This window comes from Chromobacterium sp. ATCC 53434, assembly GCF_002848345.1.
Lineage (GTDB): Bacteria > Pseudomonadota > Gammaproteobacteria > Burkholderiales > Chromobacteriaceae > Chromobacterium.
The window spans coordinates 2,314,015-2,326,527 of the sequence record NZ_CP025429.1 but is presented as its reverse complement, the minus strand read 5'-3'; the positions used below and the strand labels follow the sequence as shown (position 1 = coordinate 2,326,527).

The following is a 12,513-nucleotide window of genomic DNA, read 5'->3' as shown; positions in this document are numbered from 1 at the left end:
ACCTCCAAATCCCCCCCTTATCCCACCATCCCCCCATGCTTACCCTGCTAGAAACCGCGCATCCGCGCGTTTCTGGCAGGTAGGCGATGCAAGTACCCCGACACTTCCAACTCTCTGAAAACACCCAGCCCAGCCAGGTAGTCCGCCTGCTGGCCGGTATGGCCGACGTGCCGGACGCCAAGCCCACCAGCTGGGTGACGCTCACCCGGGAGGGTTCGTTTACCGATCCGCGCTATGGGCGCTTCGATATCTCCCGCGACATGCTGCTAGCCATGGTCCGCAATTTCGACGCCGGCGTGGTGGGCACCGATATCTTCCTGGACGTGAACCACCAGCCTGGCGACGGCGCCGCCGCCAAGATCCTACGGCTGGCGGTGGAGGGCGGCCGGCTGCGCGCGCTGGTGGAGTGGACCGACTTTGGCCGCGATGCGGTCAAGGGCCGCGGCTTCCGCTATCTCTCCGCTGAATTCTCCGAAAACTGGCAGGACAACGAACAGGGCCGGCTCCATGGCCCCGTCCTGTTGGGTGCAGGCCTCACCGTGCGTCCGGTGATCAAGCGCTTGGACCCCGTCACGCTGTCGTGCGATTCCGGCGCGGACATCCCATTGCTGCTCCACCCGGAGCTGGCGCGAACTCTCCTTTCCGAGGCGAAAACCACGATGAACAAGTATCTGAAGGCGCTGCTGGAGGCCCTAGCCGCGCGCAAACTGTCCGAGCAGGCGGTGGCCGCCGTCAAAACGCTGGCCGAGGCCCAACTGGAAGGCATCACCGACGAAGCCCAGGCCAAGCAGCTGTGCGAGCAGCTGGAGCAGGCGGCCATTCAGCTGTCCGAGCAGCTTTCCAAGCTGCCGGCGAATGGCCCGGCGCCGGTGATCCAGCTGTCCGTCGGCGGCGTGAACCAGGCCGACGTCGGCGCGGCCGTGGCCAAGGCGCTGGCCGAGCGGGACACCGCCGCCAAGCAGCTGGCCGAAACCACCGAAGGCAAGCGCAAGCTGCTGGCCGAAACCATCGCCGCCGCCGCAGGTCTGGACGATGCCACCAAGAAGGCGCTGGCCGAGGCCGCCGCCGGCGTGATCACCGCCGACACCACCGACGACCAGGTGCGAGCGCTGGCCGAGATGCAGATCAAGAACGCCAACGAGGTGGCCGCCGCCCGGCAGCTGGCCCAGCTGGGTTACGGCCCTGCCGGCTCGCCGCAGATCACCGTGATCGCCGACGGCGTGAAGAAGCTCAGCGAGTTCTTCCGCGAGAACCTGGCCAAGTCGTCCGCCGCCGGCCAGCTGCACCTGGATGCCAAGCAGACGCTGCCACCGTTCTGCCAGCGCGTGCTGGCCGAATACGACCGCATCCACGCGCCGCGGCTGGACGCGGAATACCGCGTGCTGGCGCAGGGGCAGGGCACGCTGGACATGGGCAACACCGCGCTGCCGCTGGGCGTGCAGCGCGAGGTGATCCGCGAAGCACTTTCGGACCTCAACGTGCTGTCCCTGGTGCAGACCCTGACCGACTTCTCCGGCGCCGCGACCACGCAGATCCCGTATGAACTGCGCGACGTCAGCCAGGTGATGAACGATGGCGTGGTCTACGAGGGCCAGTCGATCCCGTTTGCCGGCATCACCCAGGCAATGGATACGGTGTCCGTCACCCCGATGAAGCTGGCGCTGTCGATCACCAACGAGGTGCAGTTCTTCACCCGCGCCTCCGCGCTGAACTGGGACGCGATGGGCCGCAATATCGAGAGTAACGCCCGCGTACTGCGCGAGCTGGTGGCGCGCCGGATCTGCAACGAGCTGCAGCGCGCATCGGACAGCTATCTGGCCGTGCCGGTGAACAATGAAAACCTCACCTCCCAGCTGGGCAGCGGCAAATCGCTGGTCAAATTGGCGCAGTGGCCGGTGGTGCGTCCCTTCCAGGCGCGGGACATGCAGGGCAGCGCCGTGGGCCTGCCGGAAAACCCGATCACCGTCACGTTGAATAGCGTGCAGATCAAGCAATGGGACGGCAGCGGCAAGCAGGTAGCCGGCACCTACTGGCGCGTGCTCAGCTTCAACCTGGGCACGCTGCAGTTCGTGGACCAGGCCGGCCAGCCCGTGGCCCCGGCCGCCACCGGCACCAACGCCATCAGCTACGCCGCGGCGACGAACGTCACCAAGTTTGACCTGGATCCGCAGGGCGGCGTGACGACGGAGAAGTGGCTGAACGGCCTGATTCAAAAGGTGGGCAGCCGCAAGGCGATGATGAACAGCCAGCGTTATGTGGCGCCGGAATTCCTGTTGATGTCGCCGACCTTGAACGACACCGCCACCAACGCCGAGCAGTTCGTGGCGAGCCAAAAGCGCAACGGAAGCGACACCAACGCCCAGGGCGACCTGGAGGCGATCAAGGACATCCCGGCATACGGCACCAACGCGCCAGGCGTGGACTTGGGCGACGAGCGCATTCTGATGGGCCAGCGCAATGTGCTGGGCTACACCATCGCCAAGCCGTTCGTGACGGGTGAGCCGTTCGAGCTGACGGGGCCGGATGGCCATCCGATCGGCAAGAAAGCCGCCTATGGCGAGGAGTACAACGCCATCGCCGTGCCGCGTCCGGTGCGCAACCGCTTCACCAGCGTAATCGTGTACTCCAGCACCGCCCGCGCGGCGCTGTAACCCAGCCGGCCCGCCGCCGGCGAGCCGCATCACCGGATGCGACAGATGAAAATCCCGTACTACAACGACACCGAACATTACAAGACGGTCGGCACCATGCTGGTGCCGCCTGGCGAAACCCGCGAAGTCGACGCCAGCATGCTGCCCGACTATGCCGCGGCAGATCTCGCCCTGGACGAAGACGCCCCGGTCCATATCGTGGACGCGCTGCTTGCCGGGCCGTTTTCCGAGCTGTTGTCCGCCATTCCGGTGCTGGCGCGCGAGGACCTGGAGCAGTTGGGCGAGCGCGAACAGGCCGAGGGCCGCCGCAAGGACGTGCTGGCGGCCGTGTCCGAACGGCTGCTCACCCTGGCCAGCGAGTCGCTGGGCGCGCCGGGCGAAAGCCGGCCTCCACTGGAGGGTGAAGGCGGTGAGGTTGACGAGACCCAGGGCCTGGATCTGGCCGCTGGCGAATCGGATACCGCGACCGTCAATGTCCTGGCGAGCGATGCCGGCGCGCTGGTAGTTGAGCCCAAGGCCACCAAGGGCAAGCAAAAGTGACCACCCTGTCCGCCCTGGCCCAGAACCTGCGCGCCAGCATGCTAGGCGCCGCGGAGGAGTTCGACCGCGAACCGGAGCGGGGCAGTCTGGCGGAGTTCCAGCGCCTGCTGCAGGTGGCGCTGGACGACTACAGCCGGCGCCGGCCGCTGATCGTGCTGGGCCGCCTGCAGCTGGAGGCCGAGCGCGTGGTGTACGACTGCCCGGCTGACCTGGTGGCGGTGCAGGCGTTTGACTGGGGCCGGGCGGACAAGGCGCGGCTGCCGGTGTGGGCGGATGGATGGCCTGGTCGCCTGCCGGACATGCGCGTCAGCCGCGATGGCGATCGCCGCGTGCTGTACCTGATGCCGGCGCCGTCCGCGCGCCAGATCGGCCTGCTGGGTAGCGCCGCCAGCTACCGCTACCGCGCTCGCCATACGTTGGACGAGGAGGGTAGCACCATCCCGGCCGGCGACGAGCCGCTGGTGCTGCTGCGCGCCCAGGCCGAGGCCATGCGCGAGCTGTCCATCTCCAACACTACCACGCCTTATCAGGTACACGACGGCATCAGCGCCACCCCGCGCAACGGCACGCCATCCTATATGCACACGGTGCTGATGGAGGAATTCGAGCGGAGGATCTGCCTGTGATCGGCAACGTATACGTCAACGACGACGTGGTGCGCGCCGCGTTTGAGCGGGCGCCGCAGGCCATGGCGAGGGCGATGGAGCTGCGGGTGGAGCGCGCCGGCCAATACCTGAACCGCGCCGTGCGCCAGAAGCTGCGCAGCAACCGCAGCATGGGCTTCACCACGCTGATGAACGCCATTCACGTTCAACGCCCGTTTGCCATGGCGCGCGACGTGGTGGCCGGCGTGCGCTACGCCCGTTTTGTGGAAGACGGCACCGCCCCGGGCTACCGGGGGCTGCCGCCCATCCGTCCGCTGGCCGAGTGGCTGCGCATCAAGCACGGGCTGGACGAGAAGCAAGCCCGCCGCCGCGCCGGTGGCCTGGCGCGGTACTTCCGCGACCACGGCACCCAGGCGGCGCCGTTTTTCAAACCCGCATACGACGAATCCCAATCCCGGCTGTTTGCCATTCTGCGCGAGGGCGCGGAGGCCGGCGTGCGCGCTGTGACAGGCGTGGGCGGCCACTATGCATTCACCGGCAGTGATGGAGGCTGATATGCCCAGCAGAAGAATTGATGATCTCCACCCCGATCTCCAGCCGCTGGCGCGCCAGTTTCTGGACCGCTGCAAGGCCGCCGGCCTGGACGTGCTCATCACCTGCACTTGGCGCAGCGGCGCCGAGCAGGACGCGCTATATGCCCAGGGCCGCACCCAGCCCGGGCTACGGGTAACCAACGCCCGGGCCGGGCAAAGCGCGCACAACGCCACTATCGCCGGCAAACCGGCGGCGCGCGCCTTCGACATCGTGCCGCTGGTGAACGGCAAGCCCATGTGGAACGACACGCACCCCGCATGGCAAACCGCCGGCCAGATCGGCATGGCGCTGGGTTTGAACTGGTACGGCCGGCCTGGCGCGCCATTCCGGGAGTTTCCCCATTTCGAACTGGCAAAGGGCTACCAGTGATGGCTTGGCAGAACCTGAAGCGATACCTGCTGGCGCGGGCCGGCGAACCGTCTACCTGGCGCGGCGTGGTGTTGGTTGCCACCGCCTGCGGACTGGCGCTGTCACCGGAGCAGCAAGAGGCCATCGTTACCGCCGGTCTGGCGTTGGCGGGGTTGGTCGGAGCGGTATTGCCGGATGGGAAGGGAGACGGCGATGGCTGATTTTCTTCAGCGCCTGACGTGGCCCTTGCTGGTGGGACTGGCGTCTGGGGCAATCGCGGGGTGCTGGGCGTTTCAGATGGGCCGCGCCTCCGGCAGAACCGAACTGGCCACCTACCGCGCCCAGGTGGCGGAGCAGCGGCGCATCGACGGCGCCGCCGCCCTGCAACGCTACCACGAGCAAACCCGCCAGCTGGCCGACGTGTCCGGACAGCTGGATGTCACCCTGACCGCGCTGGACGCCGCGCGCGAGCAGTTCACCCGGAGGATACCCCGTGCCGCTCAACTCCCTGCGCCGCGTGCCGGCGCTGACAATCCTGGCCTGCTCTCTGTTGACGGCCTGCGGGTCTACAACGACGCCCTCGGTCTGCGCGCCGACGCCAGCGCCCCGGCTGCCGGACAACCTGACGCGAACGATGCCGCCGCCACCCCAGCTGACAGCGGGGTATCACGCGCGGACCTCCTCGCCCATGCCCGCGACTATGGCGCCTGGTGCCAGTCCGTCGCCGCCGGCCGTGACGCGCTGATCAAATTGGAAAGGACCCAAGATGGCCGCTGATACCAATCGCCCTCAAGGCTGGCAATTTGACCGCCGCATCAACCTGGGTGACGTGCTGACCACCCTGGCGCTGGTGGGCACCCTGGCGGGCTTCATGCTCACGCTGGACCGCCGGCTCACCGTGCTGGAAGAAAAACAGGTGCAGCAAGCGCTGATTGATCGCCAGCAGGACGAACGCCTGTCAGAGGTGCGCGGAACCTTGAAGGACATTGACGCCAAGCTGGCGCAGATGCTGGAGCGGCTGTACCAGCAAGGGCGGGCCAAGTGACCGCCATCGCCCGCGCAATGGGCGCTCTGCGCGCCAGCCTGGCCGCCGCGCTGCCCGATCGCATTCACTCCGCGTCCCTGGTGGATCACCCCCAGCGCCAGCCGGCCGAACTGGAGCGGGGCGTGGTGACGGCGCTGCTGCCGGAGATCGAACCCGGCGACTGGGACAGCACGTTGCGGCTGCGCGTGGTTGGCCAGCTGCAGGTGCGCAAGCATGTCAGCCAGCCGCGGGATGTGGAAGCGGCCGAGCTGGTGCTGTACGGCCAGCTGCGGGCCTGGCTGTGCAATCCTGGCCCGGCCGTGCCGCGGCTGACGCTGCGCAGCGCCCGCTTCAGTTCCCAGCTGGAATTCCCCTATGGCTGGGTGGCGCTGGAGCTGAATATGGGCCCGCTGGACGAGGCCGACGCGCCGGACAGCGAAACCTATCCGCCCAACCAGCAGCCCGGCCGCCTACTGCGCGCCCACATGGACGTGGATCTGGCGCCCCACGAAACCCGCGACGAGCACATCAAATGGCTGAACGGCGACTACAGCGCCAGCCGGCCGGAACTTACCTTGGAGACCCAGCAGCATGGACCCGATCATGATCAACCTGAAACCGGCGGCTGACGGCCTGCTGGTACGGCTGGAGGACGGCAGCGGCTACCTGCCGGCCGCTGGCCAGCCCGTGCCGCTCACCGCCTATTACCGCCGCCGCATCGCCGATGGCGACGCGATGGAAGTTCAGCCCGAACCGGCCAAGCCGGCGAGACAGAAAGCGGAGGCATAAGCCATGCCCGACAACATCACCTACATGTCTATCCCCGTGGGCGTCCGCACCGGCGGCGTCTATGTGGAGATCGACCACACCAAGGCCGTGCGCGGCCTGCCGCAGATGGAGCGCAAGCTGCTGGTTCTGGGCCAGCGCCTGCCTGCCGGCAAGACCGCGGCGCTGGTCCCGTCCCGCATCCTCAACGCCGACGACGCCGCCACCAAGTACGGCCGCGGCTCCATGCTGCACGCCATGGCGCGCGGCCTTGATGCGGTGAAGGCCCGCTATGGCCTGATCGATGTTTACGCCGTGGCGCTGGAGGATCTGCCCGCCGGCGTGGCCGCCAGCGGAACCATCACCCTGACCGGCGCCGTCACCACGCCCGGCGTGCTCACTGCCTGGATTGGCGGCGAGCGGGTGCGTGCGGCCGCCAGCATCGGCGACACCAACGCCGCGCTGGCCGCCAAGCTGGCCGACGCCATCAACGCCAACGCGGATCTGCCCGTGACCGCCAGCGCCGCCGCCGGCGTGGTATCGGTGGCCTGCCGGCACAAGGGCGACGCCGGCAACGGCATGGAACTGGCCGTGGCCTACTACGACGAGGACGTGCTGCCGGACGGCATCACCGCCGTCTGCGCCAACCTCGCCGGCGGCGCCGGCAGTCCGGATGTGGGCGCGGCGCTGGCCGCTGTGGCGGAGGACTGGTTTTACAGCATCGTCAGCCCCTACAGCGACGGCGCCAGCCTGGCCGCGCTGGAGGCGGACATGGATGGCCGCTGGAGTGGCATGAACATGCGCACCGGCCACGTGTTCACCGCGCGGGACGGCACCCACGCCCAGCTCACGACCTGGGGCGCGGCACGTAATAGCCCCCACGTCAGCGCCTGGGGCCTGAAGGGCTGCCCCACCTGGGCGCCGGTGCGCGCCGCCGCCTGGGCCTGCGTGTGCGAATTCCACGGCGCGATCGATCCCGCGCTGCCGCTGCGCGCGGTGGAGGTGCCCGGCGTGCTGGCGCCGCGGTTGAAAGACCGATTCGGCCGCAACGAGCGCGAGCTGCTGCTGCGCGACGGCATCAGCTCCACCGTGGTGGACAGCGGCGGCAAAATCATCCTGGAACGGGTGATCACCACTTACCAGAAATCGCCCTTCGGCGTGGATGACGAAAGCCTGCTGCGCCTGGAAACCAAGTGGACGGCCGACTACTACCGCTACGCCGTGCGCAGCCGCATCGCCCTGCGTTTCCCGCGCCACAAGCTGGCCAACGACGGCATCAACGTTTCCCCCGGCCAGGCCCTGGTTACGCCGTCCATCATCCGCGCCGAACTGATCGCCCTGCACCGCGAGCTGGAATTCGCCGGCATCGTGGAGGACACCGAGCAGTTCAAGAAGGACCTGATCGTGATGCGCAGCGACGCCGACGTGGACCGCGTCAACGCCGTGCTGCCGCCCAATCTGGTCAACCAGTTCGTCACCTTCGCGGCCTCCGTGCAGTACCGTCTGTAAAGGAACCCGATATGGCACGCATGACCGGCGTGGTGTACATCACGCTCAATGGCCAGAAAAAACGTAGCGAGGGCGACGCCAGCCTGAAGGTGGGCGGCAAGATCCGCGAGCAGATCAAGGACGCCAACGGCCCCTGCGGTCTGGCCACCAAGGAGGTGATCGGCGGAGAGGTGAAATTTTCGCTGCGCCATGCTATTAATCCGGCAGTCAAATACCGTACAGAAAGCTCATGCCGCGTAGCGGATTTTTTCATGCCGGAAGTACGACCGGATTCTGGCCGGCTGCTTCTGCAATGAGCGTAAATGGGACAGCACTTTCCCTTGAAGTTGACCGTCTGATCGAACCGGCTCACCTGCGCTCATTCTGGCCTTCAGGTCGCCGTTCAAGTATTCATCCGGGTTCAGTTCCGGTGAGTAGCTGGGCAGGAAGAACAACTCAATCGCCTTCTTGTTCTCTTCCTCCTCCAACCATGCTTGCACCAGCTTGCTGTGATGCACGCGCAAGTTGTCGAGGATCAAGAACACCTTCTTGCCGCCAGCATCACGGATCAGCCGCATCAGAAACTTGATCAGCACCCGGGCCGTCAAGGTCTCCCGGTACAGCATGAAGCGCATCTTGCCTTGGTTGGTAATGGCCGAAATCAAGTTGATGCGCGCTCTTTTCGATTGGGATAACACCAGAACTGGGGTTTGGCCTTTTGGGGCGTAGCCACGCGGAAAGTGCTCAACACTCGACACCGCCGATTCGTCGCCCCAGCTGATTTCAGCCATTTCCGCTTTGGCACGCGCGACGATAGCCGGGTATTCCTCCTTGAGCCATTTCTCGACTGCTGCCGGTCGCTGCTCATAAGCGCGTTTGAGCGGGCGCTGCGGCGTAAAGCCCCAGCGGGCCAAGTACAGACGGACAGTACGGATCGGCAGATCGATCAGAAACATCTGCTTGATTACAGCCTTGACCGCCTGAGCACTCCACAGGGCAAACCTCAGCTTCATCTGGTCTGGCGTGCGATCCACGATGTCCTGCTTGATCCGGGCTTCCTGCGCCTCGGTCAGCCGACGGCCGGTGCCTTCGGCGCGACCGCGCTTCTGTTCTTTGAATCCCTGCGCACCTAGTGCTGCCTCACGCACCACCCAGGCGGAAATGGTGGGGCGGCGCAGCCCGAGTTCTTCGGCAATACTGGCTTGAGACCGGCCTCGCTTGTACATCCGGATAGCGGTACGCCTCAGCTGCTCACGGGCGGCCAGTTCAAGCTTGCGCACATCGATTTTTTCCATGCCGGAAGTATACAATCTGTACGGATTATTACTGCCGGATTAATAGTGACGAGGATGTGGTGGCGTTGCAGCAGTTGGAGGACGTGACGCTGATTTTTGAAACTGACAGCGGCCAGCGCTACCTGGTGGCCAATGCCGGCACGGTGGGTGAGGTGGAGCTGAAGGGCAACAAGGTGGATATGACCATGGCTGGAGACCCGGCGGAACTGATCTGACTCCACCCCTGTTTGCACCGCCAGGCGCCGGCCATACTGACCCTGCGCTTCATGGCGTTCTCCTCTTGTAGTGCTACGGTGTGGCAACCGACCTGAACCCTGGCCTTGTGGCTGGGGTTTCTTCTTTTGGCATGCAACTTAAAGTATGAAATACTTCGCATATACACAACTTAAAGTAGGTGGTGCCTATGTATGTTCGGCGCTTGGCAGTGACAAATGTAAGATCTATTCGAAGTTTCGAATTTCGGGTCAATTTCAATGAGGAATGTGCAGGGTGGCATGTAATTCTTGGTGCCAATGGAGCGGGCAAGTCAAGCATTATTAGGTCGTTAGCTTTAGCTTTCGCTGGTCCGCGAGAGTCTGTTGCTTTGCGACAGGATTGGCAGAATTGGTTGCCGCGCGGACATGATCAAGCGAAGATCAATTTGCAATTGGTTGCCGGTGTGAATGATATTTACACTGGAAAGGGGCGTGCAAATAGTCGAATTGATATTGATATTGAGATTAGGAAAGTAGAACGTAGTTTTGGCGGTGATATCGCTGAGGTTGTTTCAGGTGGGGCGGGTAAGATTGTTGGTGAGCGATCAATATGGGGGACGAACCCCGGTTGGTTCTCTGCATCTTTTGGGCCATTTAGAAGATTTTCAGGTGGAGATGCTTCACTTGATCGATTGTTTTATTCAAATCCTAAACTTGCTCCTCACCTCTCTGCTTTTGGGGAGGATGTCGCATTGACTGAGGGGTTGCGTTGGTTGAGTGATCTGAAAGTTAGGCAGCTTGAGAATAATTATGCAATTGAAGGAAGGCTGCTGGATAAACTTATTGAGTTCTTGAATGGTTCGAAACTGTTGCCTCATGGCTCAACAGTAAGTGAAGTGACTAGTGATGCAGTTCGTATATTAGATGCGTCGGGTGCATTGGTTCGTGTTGATCAAATGAGTGATGGGTATCGTTCTGTCTTGTCGATGATATTTGAAATATTTAGATTAATGACAAAGTCGTACGGAATGGAGAAGGTAATCAGCTCGTTGAATGTTCATGACAAATGCCTGGAGCTGGATGGTGTGGTTGCAATTGATGAGGTAGATACTCATTTGCACCCATCGTGGCAGAAAAAAATTGGCCTTTGGTTTAAGAGTTGTTTTCCGAGAATACAATTTATTGTTTCAACCCATAGCCCAATAATCTGCCAGGGGGCTGACTCGGTTTGGTACCTTCCCAATCCTGGCTCGAATGAACTGTCACGTAGAATTCAAGGCACTGAGCTGAGTCGACTTGTTTATGGATCGATAATGGATGCTTATGGGACAGAATTTTTTGGTGTAAATGTTACACGGTCTGAAGCGTCAAAAGAAATGTTGCAAGAATTGGCGGTATTAAATAGAAAGTCATTGAGGGGTGAACTTTCTGAGGAAGAGCAAAAGCGTCTGCTTGAGCTGAGCACGGCTCTGCCAACAGCGTCTTCAACTGTGGCAGGCTAGTAAGGTACTTATATGTTAAGACTGACGGCCTTGCCATTGCCGCCACATGCAGTTGATGCGTTGAATCAATTGAGTGAACTGGTGGCATCCGAGCTTGATTATTCCCGGCGTGTTGCAAGAGCATCTCAATTGTGGGATGCAAAGAATGATAGGGTCGCTTGGAAAAAGGCTTTTTCGAGTGTGAGAAGCCAACTATCTATAATGAGCACGGGAATTGTTCGATGCGGGTACTGTGGGGACTCTGCGGCTGACGAAATTGAACATGTTGATCCCAAAAATTATTTCCCCGACCTAGCATTTGATTGGAGTAACTATATATTCTCTTGCGGGGTGTGTAATGTTAGGAAGGGTAATAAGTATGCGTATTTTGATAATGATAATAATAGCGTGGAGTTTCATCGGGGACGCAATGATCCGGTGATTCCTCCCCCGTTCTCGAATTCGGTTTTTATTAACCCTAGAGTGGATGATCCTGCATCGTATTTGGAGTTGGATATTGGTGGGGTTTTAAATGGCCATTTTTTACCGGGTACTTTTGAGGTGGTTCCCAAGTATGGCGTAGCTGGAACTACCCTTGCTCGAGCGGAGTTTACTATCAGGGCGGTTGATCTAAATAGAGATTTGCTCTTGCATGCGCGAGCTAATGCTTTTGATGGTTTTATGGCAAGGTTGAATGAGTATGTTCGTATTAGAAATATTGAAAATATAAGCAATGTACGTCGTTTTAAGATGGTTGACAGTTTGAGAAGGAGTCCGCACTGCTTTGTATTTGGGCAGATGCGTTTGCAGAGGCGTTTTTTCCCAGAAATTGATCAGCTTTTTAATCAGGCGCCTGAGCTAATGGATGTTCCGATCTGAGGTTTGTGACTCTCTGCTATACTCTCACTTGATATAGTCCGCCAACGCGGGCTATCGTTATACTTGGTGCTCAAAACACCTAAGAATCAAACAGCGGATACCGCACCCGTCAGCTTTGCGGTATTTTTACGTCTATAGTTTGTCATTGGCCCATTCGGTGGGACAATGCGCGCCCTATGGCCGGGTGTGCGGCTAATACAATACCCGCAAGGGGAATACGCCCGCCGTACCAGCATAGAGCCCCGCATCCGCGGGGCTTTTCTTCGTCTAAATCCACCCCTTATCCCACCTGCCAACCCCACCCACAATGCCAGCATGGCGCGTCCGCGCCTGTTCTTTTCCTTTTCCGGAGCTGGCATGAGCACCAAAACCATTCCCCTGAAGCACGGCCTGAAAGTCGGCCAGCACACCTATAAGTCCATTACCTTGCGCGCGCCGAAGTTGGGCGACCTGATCGACGCGGAGCAGGACGCGCCGGCCAGCAACCTGTTTGCGTTCCGCACGGCGCTGATCGCCCAGGTGGCCGTGAGCGCCGACGAATTCACCGGCCCGTTCAGCCTGGGCATGTTGCGCGACCTTGAGCCCGAGGACTTCAACCTGCTTACTGACGGCCTGAACACGCTGCAGAAAGCGGGGGAATAAGCGGGGA

At 61.9% G+C, this 12,513-nt stretch carries 17 protein-coding genes and 1 pseudogene; 17 read left to right on the top strand and 1 reads right to left on the bottom strand.

What is annotated here, in order from left to right:
* Positions 1-86 precede the first annotated feature (86 nt).
* From CXB49_RS10620 to CXB49_RS23455, 12 genes are read left to right on the top strand one after another with little or no spacing between them, the layout of a single operon-like run.
* Positions 87-2,651 carry a phage protease gene (locus CXB49_RS10620; RefSeq protein WP_101708366.1) on the top strand — a complete coding sequence of 855 codons (2,565 nt, stop codon included), beginning with the start codon at positions 87-89 and terminating at the stop codon, positions 2,649-2,651.
* 45 nt (positions 2,652-2,696) lie between these two features.
* Positions 2,697-3,191 carry a hypothetical protein gene (locus CXB49_RS10615; protein WP_101708365.1) on the top strand — a complete coding sequence of 165 codons (495 nt, stop codon included), beginning with the start codon at positions 2,697-2,699 and terminating at the stop codon, positions 3,189-3,191.
* The gene (locus CXB49_RS10610) at positions 3,188-3,817 is read left to right on the top strand and encodes a hypothetical protein (RefSeq protein WP_101708364.1); all 630 of its coding nucleotides are present in this window, start codon (positions 3,188-3,190) and stop codon (positions 3,815-3,817) included. The genes CXB49_RS10615 and CXB49_RS10610 overlap by 4 nt, the downstream gene beginning before the upstream one ends.
* A complete protein-coding gene (locus tag CXB49_RS10605; protein WP_101708363.1) occupies positions 3,814-4,350 on the top strand; it encodes a hypothetical protein in 537 nt (178 codons plus the stop codon). Before CXB49_RS10610 ends, CXB49_RS10605 begins: the two co-directional genes overlap by 4 nt.
* 1 nt (position 4,351) lies before the next feature.
* Positions 4,352-4,759: a M15 family metallopeptidase gene (locus CXB49_RS10600; protein WP_101708362.1), complete on the top strand. Its 408-nt coding sequence runs from the start codon at positions 4,352-4,354 to the stop codon at positions 4,757-4,759.
* On the top strand, positions 4,759-4,959 hold the full coding sequence (locus CXB49_RS10595) for a hypothetical protein (protein ID WP_101708361.1): 201 nt from the start codon (positions 4,759-4,761) through the stop codon (positions 4,957-4,959). The genes CXB49_RS10600 and CXB49_RS10595 overlap by 1 nt, the downstream gene beginning before the upstream one ends.
* A complete protein-coding gene (locus tag CXB49_RS10590; RefSeq protein WP_101708360.1) occupies positions 4,952-5,515 on the top strand; it encodes a hypothetical protein in 564 nt (187 codons plus the stop codon). The genes CXB49_RS10595 and CXB49_RS10590 overlap by 8 nt, the downstream gene beginning before the upstream one ends.
* Positions 5,505-5,783 carry a hypothetical protein gene (locus CXB49_RS10585; RefSeq protein WP_101708359.1) on the top strand — a complete coding sequence of 93 codons (279 nt, stop codon included), beginning with the start codon at positions 5,505-5,507 and terminating at the stop codon, positions 5,781-5,783. The genes CXB49_RS10590 and CXB49_RS10585 overlap by 11 nt, the downstream gene beginning before the upstream one ends.
* A complete protein-coding gene (locus CXB49_RS10580; protein ID WP_158300749.1) occupies positions 5,780-6,391 on the top strand; it encodes a hypothetical protein in 612 nt (203 codons plus the stop codon). Before CXB49_RS10585 ends, CXB49_RS10580 begins: the two co-directional genes overlap by 4 nt.
* On the top strand, positions 6,354-6,551 hold the full coding sequence (locus CXB49_RS10575) for a DUF2635 domain-containing protein (RefSeq protein WP_101708357.1): 198 nt from the start codon (positions 6,354-6,356) through the stop codon (positions 6,549-6,551). The genes CXB49_RS10580 and CXB49_RS10575 overlap by 38 nt, the downstream gene beginning before the upstream one ends.
* A gap of 24 nt (positions 6,552-6,575) precedes the next feature.
* The gene (locus CXB49_RS10570) at positions 6,576-8,036 is read left to right on the top strand and encodes a phage tail sheath C-terminal domain-containing protein (RefSeq protein ID WP_233493045.1); all 1,461 of its coding nucleotides are present in this window, start codon (positions 6,576-6,578) and stop codon (positions 8,034-8,036) included.
* An 11-nt stretch (positions 8,037-8,047) separates the two neighbouring features.
* Entirely contained in the window at positions 8,048-8,332 is a 285-nt protein-coding gene (locus CXB49_RS23455) for a phage tail tube protein (protein WP_158300748.1), read from the top strand.
* On the opposite strand, the gene CXB49_RS10565 is transcribed toward CXB49_RS23455, so the two are convergent.
* Positions 8,264-9,310 carry an IS630 family transposase gene (locus CXB49_RS10565; RefSeq protein ID WP_101706528.1) on the bottom strand — a complete coding sequence of 349 codons (1,047 nt, stop codon included), beginning with the start codon at positions 9,308-9,310 and terminating at the stop codon, positions 8,264-8,266. The two genes, CXB49_RS23455 and CXB49_RS10565, sit on opposite strands and share 69 nt — an antisense overlap.
* Before the next feature lie 59 nt (positions 9,311-9,369).
* On the opposite strand from CXB49_RS10565, the gene CXB49_RS10560 reads away from it, so the two are divergent.
* The 5 genes and pseudogenes from CXB49_RS10560 (at position 9,370) to CXB49_RS23450 (ending at position 12,506) form a co-directional block, all read left to right on the top strand.
* On the top strand, positions 9,370-9,525 hold the full coding sequence (locus tag CXB49_RS10560) for a phage tail tube protein (RefSeq protein WP_158300747.1): 156 nt from the start codon (positions 9,370-9,372) through the stop codon (positions 9,523-9,525).
* 188 nt (positions 9,526-9,713) lie between these two features.
* A pseudogene (locus tag CXB49_RS24435) lies at positions 9,714-9,872 on the top strand (AAA family ATPase); the annotation flags it as partial.
* A gap of 78 nt (positions 9,873-9,950) precedes the next feature.
* Entirely contained in the window at positions 9,951-11,006 is a 1,056-nt protein-coding gene (locus CXB49_RS10555; protein ID WP_233493041.1) for an AAA family ATPase, read from the top strand.
* Between the two features lie 12 nt (positions 11,007-11,018).
* Positions 11,019-11,864, top strand: coding sequence for an HNH endonuclease (locus CXB49_RS10550; RefSeq protein WP_101708354.1), 846 nt, complete (start codon positions 11,019-11,021; stop codon positions 11,862-11,864).
* Positions 11,865-12,221: 357 nt separating this feature from the next.
* Positions 12,222-12,506 carry a phage tail assembly protein gene (locus tag CXB49_RS23450; RefSeq protein ID WP_158300746.1) on the top strand — a complete coding sequence of 95 codons (285 nt, stop codon included), beginning with the start codon at positions 12,222-12,224 and terminating at the stop codon, positions 12,504-12,506.
* The last annotated feature ends 7 nt before the right edge of the window (positions 12,507-12,513 follow it).